We start from the raw sequence: 17,443 nt of genomic DNA, 5'->3' as shown, positions 1-17,443 counted from the left end.
GATGTCTGGAAAGAATAAAAGCGTCGCCGACATCATGGCCGTGTGCCAGGAGATGTTCGAAGACCTGAACTTCAACTATGCCCGCAAGTGGAAAGCCGCCAAGGAAGGCCGCAAGGTCATCGGCTTCCTGCCGGTCTATTCGCCCATCGAGATGATCCATGCGGCGGGCTGCCTGCCGCTGGGCATCTTCGGCGGCGGCGACCAGATGGAAGTCATCCACGGCGACGCCTATTACCAGAGCTATATCTGCCGTATTCCGCGCTCGACCATCGAACTGGGCGTCACCAACCGCCTCGATTTCGTCGACGGCATGATCTTCCCGTTCGTCTGCGACGTGATCCGCAACCTGTCGGGCATCTGGAAGCTGATGTTCCCGAATGTGTGGTCCAAGTTCTTCGACACGCCCCAGAACTACGACAAGTCCATCGGCGGCACCTATTACATCCAGGAGCTGCAGGAGTTGAAGGAAGGTCTTGAGACCCTCACGGGCCGCAAGATCTCCGACGCCGATATCCAGCGCTCCATCGGCCTGTATAACGAAAACCGCCGCCTGATCCGCGAGGTTTACGCCTTCCGTGCCAAGCAGCCCTGGCTGGCCCCCACCTCCGAGGTCTATGTGCTGATGCGCGCTGGCCTGATGATGGACGTGGAAGAGCATAACCAGATGCTCAAGGACTACATGGCCGCCGCCGCCAAGGAAGACCGGCCCAAGCGTGACAACGTGCGTATCTCCATCTACGGCTCGTTCTGCGAGCAGCCTCCGCTGAACCTCATCAAGTCCATCGAGATGGCGGGCTGCTATGTGGTCGATGACGACTACTCGCTGAACAACCGGTTCCTGATGGTCGATGTCCCCACCACCGGCAATCCGCTGGAGGCCCTGGCCATCACCTATCTCGAGAACTCGGTGGAAACCTCGTGCAAATACGTCCCCGACGGCAAGGTCAAGGGCCAGTTCCATGTGGACGCGGTCAAGGCCTGCGGCGCCGAGGGCGTCATCTACGCCACGCCCAGCTTCTGCGACCCGGCCCTGCTGGACCGCCCCATGGTCTGCAACAAGCTGTCGGAAGCCGGTATCCCCTACATCGCTTTCAAATACGCCGAAAATTCGGGCCAGATGCAGCCGATCCGCGAGCAGGCTGGCACTTTCGCCGATTCCATCAAGCTGTGGAGCTGACATCATGAGCAAGCCTGAAGCCGTCAAAGAGCCGTCGATGGACATGCAAAAGGCCATGATCGCGCGCAATTACGAAGCGATCACGTCCAAGCATGAAACCGGCCGCAAAGTGTCCAACACCTTCGTTCCGGGCAACCTGAACGAGTTGCTGATGTGTTTCGACATCGTCAACAACCTGCCCGAAATCAACGCCATCCAGGCCGGCATGCGCAAGGCCTCGGGCGGCTATATCATGGAAGCCGAGAAGTCGGGCCATTCCGAGGACGTCTGCACCTATGTGAAGGCCGATATCGGCCAGATGTCCAAGGGCAATATCGCGCCCAACGGCAAGCCCTATCCCGTGCCGGACGTGCTGATGCTCAGCTATACCGGCTGCTACACCTTCATGAAGTGGTTCGAACTGCTGCGTGAAGAGTACAAGTGCCCGACCCTGATGCTGCACGTTCCTTACGAGGGCGACGGCCACTCCACCAAGAACATGCGCGACTACATCGTCAAGCAGCTCAAGGAAGTGGTCATTCCGGGCCTGGAGCAGGTCTCGGGCGTCAAGTTCGACATCGACCGTCTGCGCCAGTACCTGAAGAACTCCGCCAAGGCCGAGGACGATCTGGTGTGGTGCCTGGAACAGGGCAAGGTCAAGCCCTCGCCCATCGATGCCTATTTCGGTGGCGTGTACTATATCGGCCCGATCTTCACCGCCTTCCGCGGCACCGAGGACGCGGTCTCCTATTACGAGATGCTGCGCAAGGAAGTGCAGGGCCGTATCGAGAACCACCAGGGCCCCATGACCCCCGAGGGCACCTATTTCAACGACCAGAAGTATCGCCTGATCGTCGAAGGCCCGCCCAACTGGACCAACTTCCGCGAATTCTGGAAGATGTTCTATGACGAGGGTGCGGTCGTGGTCGCCTCTTCCTACACCAAGGTGGGCGGTCTGTATGACCAGGGCTTCCGTCACGATCCGGACAACCCCCTGGAGTCGCTGGCCGATTACTGCCTGGGTTGCTACACCAACCTGAACCTGCCGACCCGTGTCGACCTGCTGGCCAAGTATGTCGAGGAATACGAGGCCGACGGCCTGCTGATCAACTCGATCAAGAGCTGCAACAGCTTCTCGGCTGGTCAGCTGATGATCATGAAGGAAGTGGAACGCCGCACCGGCCGTCCCGGCGCCTTCATCGAGACCGATCTGGTCGATCCGCGCTACTTCTCGGCGGCCAACGTCAAGAACCGTCTGGAAAGCTACTTCCAGATGATCGAGCAGAAGCGCCGCGGCGGCGGCTCCAAGACCGTCGCTGCGTAAGGGAGGAATACCACTATGCGTTGTTTCATCGGCATCGATCTGGGTTCCACCACCACCAAGGCGGTGGTCATGGACGAGAACCTGCAGATCCTGGGACGCGGCATCACCAATTCGCGTTCCAACTACGACACCGCGGCCGCCGTTTCCAAGCAGGAAGCGCTGATCGACACCCGCCTCACCCTGTTCCGCCGCGCCCTGGGCGGCGTGCCGGAAGTGGCGGGCAAGGTCGACGACATCCTGTCGGATCTGGAGCGCAATTTCCGCCATGTGCAGTTCCTCGAGCAGCTCGAGGATCTGCAGCAGACCTGCATCGCCAACATCAAGGGCCCGCGCTTCGCGGGCCGCGAGAAGACGGTGATCGAGGCTCTGGAAGGCACCTTCTCGCGCCTGCGTGACAGCTCGGCCAAGCAGTACGCCCCCGGCGTCAAGCGCAAGTCGGACTTCTTCCGCGATCTGGCGGGCGCCGAGTTCATGAGCCACGGCGAGGCCGTTTGCAAGGAGGCCGGTCTCGGCTTCGACCTGATCCTCAACGTCTATGACAAGTCGATCATCGAAGTGGAAAACCGTCCGCCGTCGGGCGACATGGAGGGCAAGTTCGTCCGCGCCTTGGAAAAGGGCACCATGACCGGTTCCTCGATCCTGGCTCCCGTCCAGTCGGCTCTGGCCATTCCGCTGGAGGAGACCTATGTGGTCGGCACCGGCTATGGCCGCGTCCGCCTGCCCTTCCCCAAGGAGCATATCCGCTCGGAGATCCTGTGCCACGGCCTGGGCGCTCATATGATGTATCCGGAAACCCGCACGGTTCTGGACATCGGCGGTCAGGACACCAAGGGCATCCAGGTGGATCCCGTGGGCATCGTCGAGAACTTCCAGATGAACGATCGCTGCGCCGCCGGTTGCGGCCGTTATCTGGGCTATATCGCCGACGAGATGAATATGGGCCTGCACGAGTTGGGGCCGCTGGCCATGAAGTCCAACAAGCAGGTCCGCATCAACTCCACCTGCACCGTGTTCGCGGGCGCCGAATTGCGTGACCGTCTGGCTCTGGGCGAAAAGCGCGAAGACATCCTGGCCGGTCTGCACCGCGCCATCATCCTGCGCGCCATGTCCATCCTGTCGCGCGCTGGCGGCGTCAAGGACCAGTTCACCTTCACCGGTGGCGTCGCCAAGAACGAGGCGGCGGTGCGCGAGCTGCGCAAGCTGATCAAGGAGAATTACGGCGACGTGACCATCAACATCGACCCGGACTCCATCTACACCGGCGCTCTCGGCGGGGCCACCTTCGCCGTGCGCGCGGTCGTCAACTGATCGGGAAGAAAGGAGACATCCATGTCTGAACTTATCACTACCGGTGTTGACATCGGTTCGGGCTGCATCAAGACCGTCGTCTTCAAGGTCAATGGCGACAAGGTGGAGTGGCTGGGCAAGGAAACCTCGCGTATCCGTAACCGCGACCCCTTCCAGCTGACCACCGAGACCTATAACCACATGCTGAAGTCGGCTGGCGTCGACGCCAAGGACGTCGCCTATGTGGCGTCCACCGGCGATGCCGAGAACCTGAGCTTCGCCACCGGCCATTTCTACTCCATGACCACCCATGGCCGCGGCGGTCTCTATCTCAACCCGGAAGCCCGCGCCGTGCTCGATATCGGTGCGCTGAACGGTCGCGCCATCCGCATGGATGGCGTGGGCAAGGTGCTGTCCTACAAGATGACCAGCCAGTGCGCCTCGGGCTCGGGCCAGTTCCTGGAGAACATCGCCCGCTATCTGGGCATCGCCCAGGACGAGATCGGCTCGCTGTCCATGAAGGCCGATGACCCCGAGAAGGTGTCGTCCATCTGCGCCGTGCTGGCGGAGACCGACGTCATCAACATGGTGTCGCGCGGCATCTCGGCTTCGAACATCCTCAAGGGCATTCACGTGTCCATGGCGGTGCGTCTGGCCAAGCTGCTGAAGTCCATCGGCGCCGTGGACGGCATCGTCCAGGTCACCGGTGGTCTGGCCCTGGATACGGGCCTGGTCGCGGCGCTCAACGAGGCGGCGGAGCAGGAGAAGGTCAATCTGAAGGCCGTCTCCCATCCGGACTCCATCTATGCGGGCGCCATCGGCGCCGCGCTGTGGGGCGCTTTCCGTCACGAAAAGCTGGCCCGTCTGGGCCAAGCGGCGTAATATCCGCGCGCACCCCGGCCACCCGCGATCAACGCGGGGGCCGGGGACAGCCTTTGTGGGGTTGCCAGGAGAGAGGAAAAACCCATGTCTCTGAAGATTACCGACGACTGCACCAGCTGCGACGCCTGCGTCTCCGCCTGTCCGAATCAGGCCATTTCGTCCGGCGACGTGATCTATGTGATCGACGCGTCCCGTTGCTCCGAGTGCGTCGGCGCCGAAGACAGCCCGCAGTGCCAGATGGTCTGCCCGGCGGACTGTATCGTGCAGCACGAATCCGAGAGCAAGGATGCCCTGTTGGCCAAGTACAAGGCCATTCACGGCTAAGCTTCGGGCCTTCCGCCAGAAGTTTGAAACCCCCGCCGGTGCGAGCCTGCGGGGGTTTTTTCATGGGGTTATGACGAAGGGTTCCGGCGCTCGGCCCGCGCACCACCGCTCCCACATGCTGGCATACGCCGCTTCAAGATGGCGGGTATAGAGGGCGACATCGAACAGCGGCGACGAGGCCTTATTCGCCATCAGACGGGCGCGCAACCCATCGAGCCGCCCGCGGTCGCGCGCCAATTCCAGCGCCCTGGCCTCGTATTGCTCCAGATCCGTGGTGATCAGCTCATCTAGTTCCAGGACTTTCAACAGGCTTCCCGCCACCCTTCCCGCAAAGGCGTGCCCCAGGCAGGTCAGTAGCGGCAGACCCGCCCAAAGGGCGTCGCTGGCGGTCACATGGGCATTGTACGGCAAGGTGTCGAGGAACAGGTCGGCCAGTTGCTGGCGGGCAAGGTGCAAAGGCAGCGGCACCCGAGGAGCGAGCACCACGCGCCCGCGATCCACGCCATGGGCATCCACCTGCGCCAGGATGTTGTCCTTCACCGTTCCGTTACGGTCCAGCAGCCACAAAACCGAATCCGGCACCGCCTTCAACAGCCGCATCCACACCGCGAACACCTCGGGCGTGAACTTTCCCGCGTTGTTGAAGCAACAGAATACGAATCCGGCTTCGGGCAGCCCGAAATCGGAGCGTTTCGGAACGCTCTCCGCCATAGATCGAGTCACCGTACCAGGGTGATAGCTATAGGGCATCTGGACGATGGCTTCGGCGAAATGGGGCTGCTCGGACAGGGGCAAGGTGACCGGATCACCGATGATGTAATCCATGAAATCAGCCCCCAGTGTGGCGGCATATCCCTGGAAGTTGACCTGTATCGGCGCCGGACGGTAAGCAAGGACGGCTGGATTGCCGTGATTGGTGTAGCCGTTGAGGTCCACGAGAATATCGATTCCATCCGTCTGAATGCGCCGCGCGGCCTCCGCACCTCCCATCTGGTCGATCTGAACCACCTCATCGAAACAGGCGGCGATGCGGCGGCGCATGGGACTTCCGTCGTCGTAGCCCAGGCTGTAGGCGCGCATCTCGAAGCGCGCGCGATCATGATTTTCGAAAATACCCACCATGAGATGGGCCAAGGGGTGGTCATGAAGGTCGGAGGACATATAGCCGATGCGCAGACGCCGTCCCGGCTCCGGTTCAGGCGGGACATGCCGGAATAGCGGGGCATCGGCCGGGGTGACAATCCTCGCCCATTGCCGGGCCGCCAGATCCTGATGGGCGGAATCCGCATCGGCCAGGATGGCCACAAAGGGATTGACCACCATGCGGTCGGCGCGGATGCGCTCCAGCAGCGCGGCTCTTAGCGGTTCCAGGCCGTCCCAGGCGCAAAGCTGCAATCGGGCCAGGACCAGCATATCAAGGATTCCGCCTTCGTCGGGGCTCAGACGGTAGGCCCGTTCCAACAGGGGCACCGCCTCATGGTCGCGCCCAGCCTCCAGGTGAACCCGCCCCAAGCCGACCAGCGCCGCCACCAGATCGGGATCGACCGCCAAGGCATGGCGATAGGCTTCGGTGGCGGCCTCGATACGGAATGCCGCCTGCAGTTCCGCTCCAAGCGCGCAGGCCGCGTCCGCATTGGCAGGTTGAATCTCCACAGCGCGGCGGAAATGCGCCGCCGCATCGTCATGACGCCCCATCGCAGCCAAGAATTCCCCTAAACCCATATGGGCCGGAACAAGGTCGGGCTTGCAGCGCAAGGCCTCGCGCATGGCCTTTTCCGCATCACTCTCCCGCTTCAGGGCAAAAAGCACTCTGCCCTTGGCGCACCACGCCTCGGCAAAGTCGGGCGCCAAAGCCAGTGCCCGCTCGTAACAGCCCAGCGCCTCCTCATAACGTTCCGCTCCCGCCAGAGCCGCCCCGAGTTCGGCATGCGCGGGCGCGAATTGGGGAACGGCGGCCACCGTCGCCTTGCCGCACTCCACCGCCTCATCATACTTCTTCAGATTGCGAAGCGCCGGTCCCAGCACCGACAGGGCACGGGCATGACCGGCAAACCGGGTCAGCACAAGGCGGGTATTGGCGGCCGCCTCCTGGAAAAGCCCCCTGCGCGACTGAGCCGTCGCCAGATTGACGCGAAACTCCGGATTGGCGGAATCGATCCGCAACGCGCCCTCGAAGGCCGCTTCCGCTTCGGCGAAGGCGCCGCGCCGCAGGTGAATATTGCCCAGCAAGTCGAAGGATGGGGGAAATTGCGGATTTCCCTCGATCAGACGTTTACAGCGCCTCTCGGCACCATCCAGATCGCCACGCTGAAAACACTGCACCGCCTCGGCGAACAGAGGGGGAAAGGGACTATGCGCACCCATAGACTATTCCTTGCGCAGCAGGTTGACACGCATGGGCTGTTCGAAGGCGAAGCCGCCATCCTCGGCGGGCTTTGCCAGGAGCGCGAAGCGTTCGCGCATCTCGTGATCCAGTTCCGTGAATTTGGCTTCACGCTCTGAATTTGCCGAAATGATCTTGTCGCGGAAGGCCTCGAAGCTCTTCAGCACCAAGGGGTGGATATAGGTGAACTCGCTGGCCTCCTCCAACCCATGGACCCAGGCGCCCTTGACGGTGGACAGCGCCGCCCCCCTTACCCAGGTTTCGTCATCGATGGGCCGCACCGCCTCGAAGAAGGCTCCCCAGGGCAGCGGCTCGGAGACATAGACCTCGCCGCCCGGCTTGAGCACACGGGCCGCCTCGGCCATGGCCTTGGCCTGATGGGAAATAGGGATGTGATGCAGCGAGTTGAAGAAGACCACGGCATCGGCGCTTTCGTCATCGGCGGGCAGGGCCTGGCCCACGCCCTCGACAATCTCTTCGTCGCTGACCTTGGCGCTTGCGCGGGCCTTGGCCAGTTGACGCGGGCTGCATTCCACCCCCAGCACATGGGCGCCGAAACGGGCCATCAGACGCACCAGGGCGCCGTCGCCACAGCCCACATCGATGACCCGCTTGCCTTCCAGGGCCAGGGTCTTCACGATGACATCGGTGTTGCGGCGCTTGTCCATGACATTCTCCAGAGATGATCGTTCAAGTCTTAATGATGACCGCCTCCCCTGTCGATAGCTTCGATGCTGCCATCATCCTGGGCGCCATGGTGCGCCCCGACGGCAGCCCCAGCCCGGCCCTGGCCCGCCGGGTCGAGCTCGGCGTGCGGCTGGCCAGGGACGGAAAAGTCGCGCATCTTCTGATGAGCGGCGGCGCGGTGCGTCACACCACGCCCGAAGCCCATGTGATGCGCGCCATGGCTCTGCAATCGGGTCTCGATCCCGACCGGCTGCATGTGGAGGATGCCTCCCGCAACACCATCGGCAATGCCCTGATGTCGCGGCCCATGATCGAGGCGCGGGGATGGACGCGGCTTCTGATCATCACCGATGCCTGCCACATGGCGCGCGCGCTGTACATCTTTCACCGTCTCGGCCTGAAGGCGCGGCCCGCCGCCGCCTGGCCCGAGACCAATCCCGGACCGGAATGGTATATGGCCTGGCTGCGCGAGGCCTTCGCCCTGCCCTGGACGGTCATCCGGGTCGAGCGGATGAAACTGAGGAAACAAGCATGACCAACGCCAAACGCCCCCTTGACGGCATTCGCGTCCTCGACATCGCCACCTTCATCGCCGCGCCCTATGCCTGCGCCATCCTGGGCGAGTTCGGCGCCGAGGTGATCAAGGTGGAGCAACCCCAGGGCGGAGATTCCTTTCGCCGCTTCGGTTCCATCACCGGACGGGACGGCGATTCGCTGATGTGGCTTTCCGAAGCCCGCAACAAGGAATCGGTGACGCTGGACTTGCGCAAGCCCGAGGGCCGTGAACTGTTCCTCAAACTCGTCGCCCGCACCGACGTCATCGCCGAGAATTTCCGCCCCGGCACCCTGGAGAAATGGGGGCTGGGCTGGGAGGAATTGCGCAGGGCCAATCCGGGGCTGATCTTGCTGCGCATCTCGGGCTATGGCCAGACCGGCCCCTATAAGGACCGCCCCGGCTTCGCCCGCATCGCCCATGCCTTCGGCGGATTGTCCTATCTGGCGGGCATGCCGGGCGATGTGCCGGTCACCCCCGGTTCCACTTCGCTGGCCGATTACATGAGCGGGCTTTATGGCGCCATCGGCGTGCTGCTGGCGCTGCGCCACAAGGATGCCACCGGCGAAGGCCAGATCATCGACCTTGCCCTTTATGAATCGGTCTTCCGTGCGCTGGACGAGATCGCCCCGGCCTTCGCCATGTTCGGCAAGGTTAGGGAAAGGGAAGGCTCGGGCACCGTCAATGCCTGCCCCCACGGCCATTTCCGCTGCGGTGACGGCAAATGGGTGGCCCTGGCATGCACCACCGACCGTATGTTCGCCCGTCTTTGCGAGGCCATGGAACGCCCGGAACTGGCCGAGGAAGCCAAATGGGGCCTGTTGCGCCACCGGCTGGCCGAACGCGTGGACGTGGACGCCCTGGTCGGCCATTGGATCGCGGGCCGCCCGCGCGAAACAGTGATGGCGCTTTGCCTGGACTTCGAGGTGCCCGCCGCGCCGCTCAACACCATCGCCGACATCTTCGAGGATCCACAGTTCCAGGCCCGCGGCAATCTGCAAGAGGTGGCCGATGCGGTGCTGGGCAGCGTGGTGGTACCGGGCGTAGTGCCCAAACTGTCGGCCACACCCGGAAGAGTCGAGCATCTCGGCCCCCGTCTGGGCGAGGGCAACGGCCGGGTCTATGGCGGGCTGCTGGGTCTCGGCAAGGCCGAGATCGAGGCCTTGAAGGAAAAAGGGGTCATCTGACTCCCTATTCCGTCATCCCCACCACCTGCATCCTGACCGGTACGGCGCCCAGATAGCTCATGCTCAGCCGCCGGGCTGCCGCCCGTGACAGGTCGATGGAACGCCCCTGAACATAGGGACCGCGATCGGTGACCACAACGATCACCGACTTCTTCTTGTCGCGGCGCGATACCTCGACCAGCGTGCCGAAGGGCAAAGTCGGATGGGCCGCCGTCAAAGCTTTTGGATCGAATTTCTCACCGCTGGCGGTACGGCTGCCCTTGAATCCCGTTCCGTACCAGGATGCGACACCATAGCTTTCATGTCCCAGGGCTGCCGCACCGGCCATCTCGGCCATGGCTGGAAGAGACTTGGCCCCCACCAGGACAACGGCCAAAGCCGCGATCTTGAGTGTTTTCATGGTCTGGGTCCTGCATCTGCCTGCGTTATTCGCGGGGCATTCTGCCCGGACTTTTCCTAAGGAACTGTGAAATAAGACACAGATGCTAACAAATTGTAAATACGGATGAACAGGTTCATCCGTATTACAACCTATGCCGCCAGATCAGATGCCATGCGCGCCACCGAAACAACGGCATGACGGTAAACGGTAAGGCCTTGCCCAATGCCCCCCTGATGGGGCATGTTTCCTCCCTTTCCCAATGTTTTCCGGGCAGATCGAGATCGTCATGGCCGAGCGCGTTTATCTCTACGACACCACCTTGCGCGATGGCGCGCAGACTCAGGGAGTGGACTTCTCCGCCGCCGATAAGGTGCGGATCGCGCGCGAGCTTGACCGAATTGGCATCGACTATGTGGAGGGTGGCTGGCCGGGCGCCAATCCCACCGACGACGCCTTCTTTGCCGATCCGCCCGCCTTCAAGCGCTCGCGTCTCACCGCCTTCGGCATGACGCGCCGGGCCGGACGCTCGGCCGATAACGATCCGGGGCTTAACGCCCTGCTGGTCACTCCGGCCCGTGTCGCCACCATGGTGGGCAAGAGCTGGGATTTCCAGGTCACCGTGGCTCTCGGCATCGAACTGGACGAGAATCTGCGCATGGTTGCCGATTCTGTGCAGCACGCCCTGACCAAGGTCGAGGAGGTGATGTTCGACGCCGAGCATTTCTTTGACGGCTACAAGGCCAACCCGGCTTACGCCCTGGCGGCGGCCAAGGCCGCCTATGACGCGGGTGCGCGCTGGGTGGTGCTGTGCGACACCAATGGCGGCACCCTGCCCCACGAGATGCGACGCATCGTGAGCGAAGTGATCAAGGGCGGCATCCCCGGCAGCCATCTGGGCGTTCACTGTCACAACGATTCCGATACGGCGGTGGCCAACTCGCTGGCGGCGGTCGAGGCGGGCGTGCGTCAGGTCCAGGGCACCCTGAACGGGCTGGGCGAGCGTTGCGGCAATGCCAATCTGATCTCCATCATCCCGGCTTTGACGCTGAAGATGGGCTTCGACACCGGCATCGCCCCCGAGGACCTGAAGAATCTGGTCTCGGTCTCGCGTGCGCTCGACGAGGTGCTGGACCGCGCCCCCAATCGCGGCCAGCCCTATGTGGGCAACTCGGCCTTCGCCCATAAGGGCGGCCTGCACGTCTCCGCCGTGGCCAAGGACCCCAGATGTTACGAACATGTGGACCCGGCTTCGGTGGGCAATCTGCGCCATATCGTCATGTCCGATCAGGCCGGGCGTTCCAATCTGGTGGCGCGCCTGACCGAAATTGGCGTCGACCTCGATTCGATCAAACGCGAGAGCCTGGTCCGCGTGGTGGATCAGATGCAGGTCACCTTCGACGCCCGCGAAGCCACCGATCTGGTGGATCTGGTCAAGCGTCTGGAGCATGAGGGCTACGCCTATGATCAGGCCGCCGCCAGCTTCGAACTGCTGGTGCGCCGCGCCTTGGGCGAAGTGCCGGAATACTTCCAGTTGGAACGCTACCGAGTCATCGACGAGCGCCGCCGCAACGCCCATGGCGAGTGGATCACCCTGTCCGAAGCCACGGTCAAGGTCGAGGTGGGCGGCGTCGAATACATGGAAGTGGGCGAAGGCACGGGCCCGGTCCACGCCTTCGACGTGGCTTTGCGCAAGGTCTTGACGCGGGTCTATCCGGCACTGACCGCGATGGAACTCAAGGACTACCGGGTGCGCATCACCGAAAGCACCGTGGGCACCGCCGCCAAGACCCGCGTCACCATCGAAAGCGAGGACGACAAGGGCCATCGCTGGACCACGGTAGGCGTGCATACCAATGTGCTGGAAGCCTCGCTGGAGGCCCTTCAGGATTCCATCACCTTCATGCTGTTCCGTTTCCGGGACGAGTGATGAGCGGTCCCGCCATCATCTTAGTCCGGCCGCAATTGTCCGAGAATATCGGCACAGCGGCCCGCGCCATGCTCAATTGCGGCCTTAGCGACATGCGCATCGTGGCCCCGCGCGAGGGCTGGCTGAGCGAAAAGGCCATCGCGGCCGCCTCGGGCGCCGACCGTGTTTTGCTGGCCGCCAAGGTGTTCGAGAGCACCAAAGACGCCGTAGCCGACCTTAACCGGGTCTGGGCCACCACGGGCCGCGACCGCTACATGACCAAGCCGGTGGACACGCCGCGCGAAGCCGCCGCCCATATGCGAGCCGCCGATGCCGAGGGCCTCAAATTCGGCGTGCTGTTCGGGCCCGAGCGGACGGGGCTGGAGAACGACGACGTGGCGGTGGCCGATACCGTGCTGACCGTGCCGCTCAATCCCGACTACTGCTCGCTGAACCTGGCCCAGGCGGTGCTGCTGATCTCCTATGAATGGCACCAGTGCGAGGCGGCCGAGACCCTGCCCGCCATGACCAAGGGATCGGAAGGCCCGGCCTCCAAGGAAAAGCTGATCTTTTTCTTCGAGCATCTGGAACGCGAGTTGGATTCCTGCGGCTTTTTGCGCGTGCCCGACAAGCGCCCGGTGATGGTGAGGAACATCCGCAACATGTTCCAGCGCGCCAACCTCACCGGCCAGGAAATCCAGACCCTACATGGCATCGTCCACGAACTGGTGACCTATCGCCACAAGAAGGGCGAGAAAGGTTGACACAGCCCGCCTGATCCGTATATTTCGCCCCTTCTCCTCCCGAGAAAGCGGGTGGCCGGCCGTTTGGCGCGCCCACCCCTCCCCGTCCATAGTGGGCGGACCAGGACTATCGGGACAAACCGAATAGGCTGATCAATTCGGCCAGAAGGAAGACCATGAGCAAGCGTATTGAAGCCAAGTACAAGATCAACCGCCGCCTGGGCGCCAATCTGTGGGGCCGTTCCAAGTCCCCGCTGAACCGCGGCAAGGAGAACCCTCCCGGCCAGCACGGCCAGCGCCGCAAGAAGCCGTCCGATTTCGGCACCCAGCTGATGGCCAAGCAGAAGCTGAAGGGCTATTACGGCAATATCAGCGAGAAGCAGTTCCGCCGTCTGTATGACGAGGCCGTGCGCCGCCGTGGCGACACCTCCGAGAACCTGATCGGCCTGCTGGAATGCCGCCTGGACGCGGTGGTCTATCGCCTCAAGTTCGCCCCCACCCCGTTTGCCGCCCGCCAGCTGGTCAACCACTGCCACATCCTGGTCAATGGCAAGCGCGTCAACATTCCGTCCTATCGTGTCAACGAAGGCGACGTGGTCTCGGTGAAGACCAAGTCCAAGGACATGGCCCTGATCCTCGAAGCCGCCCAGTCGGGCGAGCGCGACATTCCCGATTATCTGGAAGTCGACCACAAGGAGATGAAGGGCAAGTTCATCCGCATCCCCAAGCTGGGCGATGTCCCCTATGCCGTTCAGATGGAACCCAATCTGGTCGTCGAATTCTATTCGCGCTAAGACGGATCCCTGTTCAAGACGAAACGGCCCGGAGGAAACTCCGGGCCGTTTTTCTTTGGCAAAGCGAAATGGGTCAGGCCGAAGCCACGCCCTTATCGGCCATCAGCTGCTTCAGCTCGCCCGATTCGGCCATTTCGCGCACGATGTCGCAGCCGCCGACGAACTCGCCCTTCACGTAAAGCTGCGGCAGGGTCGGCCAGTTGGTGAACTGCTTGATGCCATCGCGCAAGGAGGGATCGACCAGGATGTCGATGCCCTTGAACTTGACGCCCAGATTGGTCAGCACCTGCACCACGGCGGCCGAAAAGCCACACTGCGGGAACATGGGCGTGCCCTTCATGTAAAGGACCACATCATTTTCGGAAATGTCCTGGCGGATGCGGTCGAAAACGGGATTGTTCATCGGTCAAACTTCCTCGGAAATGATCGTGACGGATCGTTATTGAGATGTAGGCAGCCGGGGGCCATCCCGCAAGCGCGGGCCCCCTACGCCTTGGCGAAATCGGGAACCTTGTCGGGCGTCGTGGTCTGCAGCGCCATGGCATGCAACTCGCCGCCCATCTTGCCCTGCATGGCAGCGAAGACCATCTGGTGCTGGGCGACGCGGCTCTTGCCGCGGAAGGCCTCGGAAATCACCAGGGCCGAGTAGTGATCGCCGTCGCCTTTCAAATCCTCGATGATGACGCGGGCGTCGGGAATACCCTGACGGATCAGGGCCTCGATCTCACTGGCTTCCATGGGCATGCGCGTCGTTCTTTCCTGAAAGATACCCTTCCGCCCCCACAATACGGTTCCGCCTTCGCGCCCGCAACAATGCTATGTCCCCAGGAAGAGAAGGGACACGGGCAAAAAGAAGGCCCCTTTGAAGGGGCCTTCTCGTCTCAAGAGGATGGAACGGTCGAGAGCCTTTAGTGACCCGACATTTCCTCGCCCATATAGCCGGGCAGCCAGCCCTCGTTGGCTTCAGCCAGTTCGAAGACCGGAACGGCGCTGCCGCCGACGCTGATGGCCGGGCCGCCGGTCTTGCCGATGACGCGGGCCGCAGTATCGTGTTCGGCCGCCTCTTCCAGCACGCTGGCCAGATCGTTGTCGGACACTTCCAGAATATAGCGGCCCTGATCCTCGCCGAAGCACCAGGCGTGCAGAGCCAGGTTATGGGGCGCATCCAGCTTGGCGCCGATCTTGTCCTCGGACGCCATGGCCATCTCGGCCACCGCCACCAGCAAGCCGCCATCGGAAACGTCGTGGCAGGCCAGGACGAGGCCGTCGCCGATCAACTGGCGGACCAGTTCACCGGCACGGCGCTCGCGGTGCAGAGCCACGGGCGGCGGGGCGCCGTCTTCGCGCTTGGCAATCTCGCGCAGGTAAAGCGACGAACCCAGCCAGCCCTTGGTCTCGCCGATCAGCACGATGGACGACCCCGCCTGCTTGAAGGCGACGGTCGCCGACTTGTTGACGTCTTCCAGAAGGCCGACGCCGCCCACCGCCGGGGTCGGCAGGATGGCCGTGCCCTGGGTCTCGTTATAGAGCGAGACATTGCCCGAGACGACGGGGAAGTCCAACTCGGTACAGGCCTGGCCCATGCCGCGGATGGCCTCGACGATCTGGCCCATGATCTCGGGCTTTTCGGGATTGCCGAAATTCAGATTGTCGGTGATGGCCATGGGCAGGGCGCCCACCGCCGACAAATTGCGATAGGCCTCGGCCACCGCCTGACGGCCGCCCTCGTAAGGATCAGCCAGCACATAGCGCGGCGTCACGTCGGTGGTGATGCCCACCGCCTTGTCGGTGCCATGGATGCGCACCACGGCGGCATCGCCGCCGGGACGGCCCACCGTGTCGCCCATGACCATGTGGTCGTACTGGGAATAGATCCAGCGCTTGGAGGCCAGATCGGGACAGGCCACCAAGGTCTTCAGCGCCTCGGCGACGCAGACCTGGGGCACGTCCTTGGCGTCAACCACCGGGCGCTTGGCCGGTGCGGTCCAGGGACGGTCATATTCGGGCGAAGCCAGAGCCAGCGGATCGATGGGCAGATCGGCCACCACCGCGCCGTGGCGCTTCAACACCATGCGGCCGGTATCGGTGAGCACGCCCACCACGGCGAAGTCCAGTTCCCACTTGTCCATGATGGCCTTGGCCAGGGCCTCGCGACCGGGCTTGAGGACCATCAGCATGCGTTCCTGGGATTCCGACAGCATGATCTCGTAGGCGCTCATGCCCTCTTCGCGCATGGGCACGGCGTCGAGATCCATCTCGATGCCCAGGCCGCCCTTGGACGCCATCTCGAAGGAGGACGAGGTCAGACCCGCGGCGCCCATGTCCTGGATGGCCACGATGGCGTCGGTGGACATCAGTTCCAGGCAGGCTTCGATCAGCAGCTTCTCGGTGAAGGGGTCGCCCACCTGCACGGTAGGACGCTTCTCCTCGGATTTCTCGTCGAATTCCGCGCTCGCCATGGTGGCGCCGTGGATGCCGTCGCGGCCGGTCTTGGAGCCGAAATAGACCACCGGATTGCCGATACCGGCGGCGGCCGAGTAGAAAATCTTGTCCTTGTCGGCCAGACCCACGGTCATGGCATTGACCAGGATATTGCCGTTATAGCTGGGATGGAAATTGGTCTCGCCGCCCACGGTGGGCACGCCGACGCAATTGCCATAGCCGCCGATACCGGCCACCACACCCGCCACCAGATGACGGGTCTTGGGGTGCGAGGGATCGCCGAAACGCAGAGCGTTCATATTGGCGATGGGACGCGCGCCCATGGTGAAGACATCGCGCAAGATGCCGCCCACGCCGGTCGCCGCGCCCTGATAGGGCTCGATGAAGCTGGGGTGGTTGTGGCTTTCCATCTTGAAGACGATGGCCTGACCATCGCCGATATCGATGATGCCCGCATTCTCGCCGGGGCCGCAGATCACCCAGGGCGCCTTGGTGGGAAGGGTCTTCAGCCACTTCTTCGACGACTTGTACGAGCAATGCTCGGACCACATCACCGAGAAGATGCCAAGCTCGGTGAGATTGGGCTCGCGGCCCATGATCTCCAGGATCTTCTTGTACTCGTCGGGCTTGATGCCGTGCTGGGCGATGACTTCCGGAGTGATCTTGCTCAACGTAACGCCTCCACCAGCGAATCGAACATGGCCTTGCCGTCGCGGCCGCCCAGCAGATCTTCCGCCAGACGTTCGGGATGGGGCATCAGGCCCAGCACGGTCTTGGCCGCGTTATAAACACCCGCCACATTGGACAGAGCGCCGTTAGGATTGACCGCGTCGGACACTTCGCCATGCTTGGAGCAATAGCGGAACGCCACCTGACCATTGCCCTCCATGGCGCGGAAGGTCTCGGGCTCGACAAAGTAATTGCCCTCGGCGTGGGCGATGGGATAGCGCACCACGTCGCCCAGCTTGTGCTTGCGCGTGAAGTCGGTCCCGGCATTCTCCACCCGCAGATAGACGTCCTTGCAGATGAATTTGAGATTACGGTTACGCATCAGGACACCCGGCAACAGCCCCGTCTCCGTCAGGATCTGGAAGCCGTTACAGATGCCCAGCACCCGTGTGCCCTTGTCGGCCTGGGCCTTGACCTCGCGCATGATCGGCGAATGCGCCGCCATGGCGCCGCAGCGCAGGTAATCGCCATAGGAAAAGCCGCCGGGAACCACGATGAGGTCCAGGTCGGGCAATTGGGTGTCGCGATGCCACACCATGAGGGGCTTGGAGCCCATGCTTGCTTCCAGCGCCACGGCGACGTCGCGGTCGCAGTTGGAGCCGGGGAATACGATGACGGCGGCTTTCAAGGGCGTTGCCTTCACGCAGGGGAAAAGGAAGGCCCT

At 62.9% G+C, this 17,443-nt stretch carries 17 protein-coding genes; 10 read left to right on the top strand and 7 right to left on the bottom strand.

Features of this window, described 5'->3' with window-relative positions; genetic code table 11:
• The first annotated feature begins 1 nt into the window (after position 1).
• The 5 genes from bcrC (at position 2) to CCC_RS09150 (ending at position 4,973) form a co-directional block, all read left to right on the top strand.
• A complete protein-coding gene (bcrC, locus tag CCC_RS09170) occupies positions 2-1,177 on the top strand; it encodes a benzoyl-CoA reductase subunit C (RefSeq protein WP_041040964.1) in 1,176 nt (391 codons plus the stop codon).
• Between the two features lie 4 nt (positions 1,178-1,181).
• Positions 1,182-2,480: a benzoyl-CoA reductase subunit B gene (gene bcrB, locus CCC_RS09165; RefSeq protein WP_041040962.1), complete on the top strand. Its 1,299-nt coding sequence runs from the start codon at positions 1,182-1,184 to the stop codon at positions 2,478-2,480.
• A gap of 15 nt (positions 2,481-2,495) precedes the next feature.
• Complete coding sequence (bcrA, locus tag CCC_RS09160; RefSeq protein WP_009868466.1) at positions 2,496-3,788, top strand: benzoyl-CoA reductase subunit A; 1,293 nt, start codon at positions 2,496-2,498, stop codon at positions 3,786-3,788.
• A gap of 21 nt (positions 3,789-3,809) precedes the next feature.
• Positions 3,810-4,649, top strand: coding sequence for a benzoyl-CoA reductase subunit D (gene bcrD, locus CCC_RS09155; RefSeq protein ID WP_009868467.1), 840 nt, complete (start codon positions 3,810-3,812; stop codon positions 4,647-4,649).
• A gap of 84 nt (positions 4,650-4,733) precedes the next feature.
• A complete protein-coding gene (locus CCC_RS09150) occupies positions 4,734-4,973 on the top strand; it encodes a YfhL family 4Fe-4S dicluster ferredoxin (RefSeq protein ID WP_009868468.1) in 240 nt (79 codons plus the stop codon).
• A 60-nt stretch (positions 4,974-5,033) separates the two neighbouring features.
• On the opposite strand, the gene CCC_RS09145 is transcribed toward CCC_RS09150, so the two are convergent.
• The gene (locus tag CCC_RS09145; protein WP_052473066.1) at positions 5,034-7,337 is read right to left on the bottom strand and encodes a tetratricopeptide repeat protein; all 2,304 of its coding nucleotides are present in this window, start codon (positions 7,335-7,337) and stop codon (positions 5,034-5,036) included.
• A 3-nt stretch (positions 7,338-7,340) separates the two neighbouring features.
• A complete protein-coding gene (locus tag CCC_RS09140) occupies positions 7,341-8,024 on the bottom strand; it encodes a class I SAM-dependent methyltransferase (RefSeq protein ID WP_009868470.1) in 684 nt (227 codons plus the stop codon).
• A 32-nt stretch (positions 8,025-8,056) separates the two neighbouring features.
• Between CCC_RS09140 and CCC_RS09135 the strand changes: the two genes are divergently transcribed.
• Together CCC_RS09135 and CCC_RS09130 are read left to right on the top strand one after the other, a co-directional pair.
• Positions 8,057-8,578 carry a YdcF family protein gene (locus tag CCC_RS09135; RefSeq protein ID WP_009868471.1) on the top strand — a complete coding sequence of 174 codons (522 nt, stop codon included), beginning with the start codon at positions 8,057-8,059 and terminating at the stop codon, positions 8,576-8,578.
• Positions 8,575-9,783 (top strand): CaiB/BaiF CoA transferase family protein, encoded by a 1,209-nt coding sequence (locus CCC_RS09130; RefSeq protein ID WP_009868472.1) that lies wholly within the window; start codon positions 8,575-8,577, stop codon positions 9,781-9,783. Before CCC_RS09135 ends, CCC_RS09130 begins: the two co-directional genes overlap by 4 nt.
• Positions 9,784-9,787: 4 nt before the next feature.
• Here CCC_RS09130 and CCC_RS09125 read toward each other — a convergent pair whose 3' ends face one another.
• Positions 9,788-10,183: a septal ring lytic transglycosylase RlpA family protein gene (locus CCC_RS09125; RefSeq protein WP_009868473.1), complete on the bottom strand. Its 396-nt coding sequence runs from the start codon at positions 10,181-10,183 to the stop codon at positions 9,788-9,790.
• 268 nt (positions 10,184-10,451) lie between these two features.
• Between CCC_RS09125 and cimA the strand changes: the two genes are divergently transcribed.
• From cimA to rpsD, 3 genes are all read left to right on the top strand, one after another.
• On the top strand, positions 10,452-12,092 hold the full coding sequence (gene cimA, locus CCC_RS09120) for a citramalate synthase (protein WP_041041383.1): 1,641 nt from the start codon (positions 10,452-10,454) through the stop codon (positions 12,090-12,092).
• Positions 12,092-12,835: an RNA methyltransferase gene (locus CCC_RS09115; protein WP_009868475.1), complete on the top strand. Its 744-nt coding sequence runs from the start codon at positions 12,092-12,094 to the stop codon at positions 12,833-12,835. The genes cimA and CCC_RS09115 overlap by 1 nt, the downstream gene beginning before the upstream one ends.
• Before the next feature lie 155 nt (positions 12,836-12,990).
• Positions 12,991-13,608 carry a 30S ribosomal protein S4 gene (gene rpsD, locus CCC_RS09110; protein ID WP_041040960.1) on the top strand — a complete coding sequence of 206 codons (618 nt, stop codon included), beginning with the start codon at positions 12,991-12,993 and terminating at the stop codon, positions 13,606-13,608.
• A gap of 73 nt (positions 13,609-13,681) precedes the next feature.
• Here rpsD and grxD read toward each other — a convergent pair whose 3' ends face one another.
• The 4 genes from grxD to purQ all read right to left on the bottom strand — a co-directional run bounded on the left by grxD (position 13,682) and on the right by purQ (position 17,407).
• Positions 13,682-14,011 carry a Grx4 family monothiol glutaredoxin gene (gene grxD, locus CCC_RS09105; protein ID WP_009868477.1) on the bottom strand — a complete coding sequence of 110 codons (330 nt, stop codon included), beginning with the start codon at positions 14,009-14,011 and terminating at the stop codon, positions 13,682-13,684.
• Between the two features lie 83 nt (positions 14,012-14,094).
• Entirely contained in the window at positions 14,095-14,352 is a 258-nt protein-coding gene (locus CCC_RS09100) for a BolA family protein (RefSeq protein ID WP_041040958.1), read from the bottom strand.
• Positions 14,353-14,516: 164 nt separating this feature from the next.
• The gene (gene purL, locus CCC_RS09095) at positions 14,517-16,721 is read right to left on the bottom strand and encodes a phosphoribosylformylglycinamidine synthase subunit PurL (protein ID WP_009868925.1); all 2,205 of its coding nucleotides are present in this window, start codon (positions 16,719-16,721) and stop codon (positions 14,517-14,519) included.
• On the bottom strand, positions 16,718-17,407 hold the full coding sequence (purQ, locus tag CCC_RS09090; RefSeq protein ID WP_041040956.1) for a phosphoribosylformylglycinamidine synthase subunit PurQ: 690 nt from the start codon (positions 17,405-17,407) through the stop codon (positions 16,718-16,720). The genes purL and purQ overlap by 4 nt, the downstream gene beginning before the upstream one ends.
• Positions 17,408-17,443 lie beyond the last annotated feature (36 nt).

The organism is Paramagnetospirillum magnetotacticum MS-1, assembly GCF_000829825.1.
Classification (GTDB): Bacteria; Pseudomonadota; Alphaproteobacteria; order Rhodospirillales; family Magnetospirillaceae; genus Phaeospirillum; species Phaeospirillum magnetotacticum.
This window is presented reverse-complemented; position numbering and strand designations above follow the sequence as displayed.

What these genes read in the sequence shown, in the direction of transcription:
- bcrC (WP_041040964.1), top strand. Translation starts at nt 2, where the DNA reads ATGTCTGGAAAGAATAAAAGCGTCGCCGACATCATGGCCGTGTGCCAG.
- bcrB (WP_041040962.1), top strand. Translation starts at nt 1,182, where the DNA reads ATGAGCAAGCCTGAAGCCGTCAAAGAGCCGTCGATGGACATGCAAAAG.
- bcrA (WP_009868466.1), top strand. Translation starts at nt 2,496, where the DNA reads ATGCGTTGTTTCATCGGCATCGATCTGGGTTCCACCACCACCAAGGCG.
- bcrD (WP_009868467.1), top strand. Translation starts at nt 3,810, where the DNA reads ATGTCTGAACTTATCACTACCGGTGTTGACATCGGTTCGGGCTGCATC.
- CCC_RS09150 (WP_009868468.1), top strand. Translation starts at nt 4,734, where the DNA reads ATGTCTCTGAAGATTACCGACGACTGCACCAGCTGCGACGCCTGCGTC.
- CCC_RS09145 (WP_052473066.1), bottom strand. Translation starts at nt 7,337, where the DNA reads ATGGGTGCGCATAGTCCCTTTCCCCCTCTGTTCGCCGAGGCGGTGCAG.
- CCC_RS09140 (WP_009868470.1), bottom strand. Translation starts at nt 8,024, where the DNA reads ATGGACAAGCGCCGCAACACCGATGTCATCGTGAAGACCCTGGCCCTG.
- CCC_RS09135 (WP_009868471.1), top strand. Translation starts at nt 8,057, where the DNA reads ATGATGACCGCCTCCCCTGTCGATAGCTTCGATGCTGCCATCATCCTG.
- CCC_RS09130 (WP_009868472.1), top strand. Translation starts at nt 8,575, where the DNA reads ATGACCAACGCCAAACGCCCCCTTGACGGCATTCGCGTCCTCGACATC.
- CCC_RS09125 (WP_009868473.1), bottom strand. Translation starts at nt 10,183, where the DNA reads ATGAAAACACTCAAGATCGCGGCTTTGGCCGTTGTCCTGGTGGGGGCC.
- cimA (WP_041041383.1), top strand. Translation starts at nt 10,452, where the DNA reads ATGGCCGAGCGCGTTTATCTCTACGACACCACCTTGCGCGATGGCGCG.
- CCC_RS09115 (WP_009868475.1), top strand. Translation starts at nt 12,092, where the DNA reads ATGAGCGGTCCCGCCATCATCTTAGTCCGGCCGCAATTGTCCGAGAAT.
- rpsD (WP_041040960.1), top strand. Translation starts at nt 12,991, where the DNA reads ATGAGCAAGCGTATTGAAGCCAAGTACAAGATCAACCGCCGCCTGGGC.
- grxD (WP_009868477.1), bottom strand. Translation starts at nt 14,011, where the DNA reads ATGAACAATCCCGTTTTCGACCGCATCCGCCAGGACATTTCCGAAAAT.
- CCC_RS09100 (WP_041040958.1), bottom strand. Translation starts at nt 14,352, where the DNA reads ATGCCCATGGAAGCCAGTGAGATCGAGGCCCTGATCCGTCAGGGTATT.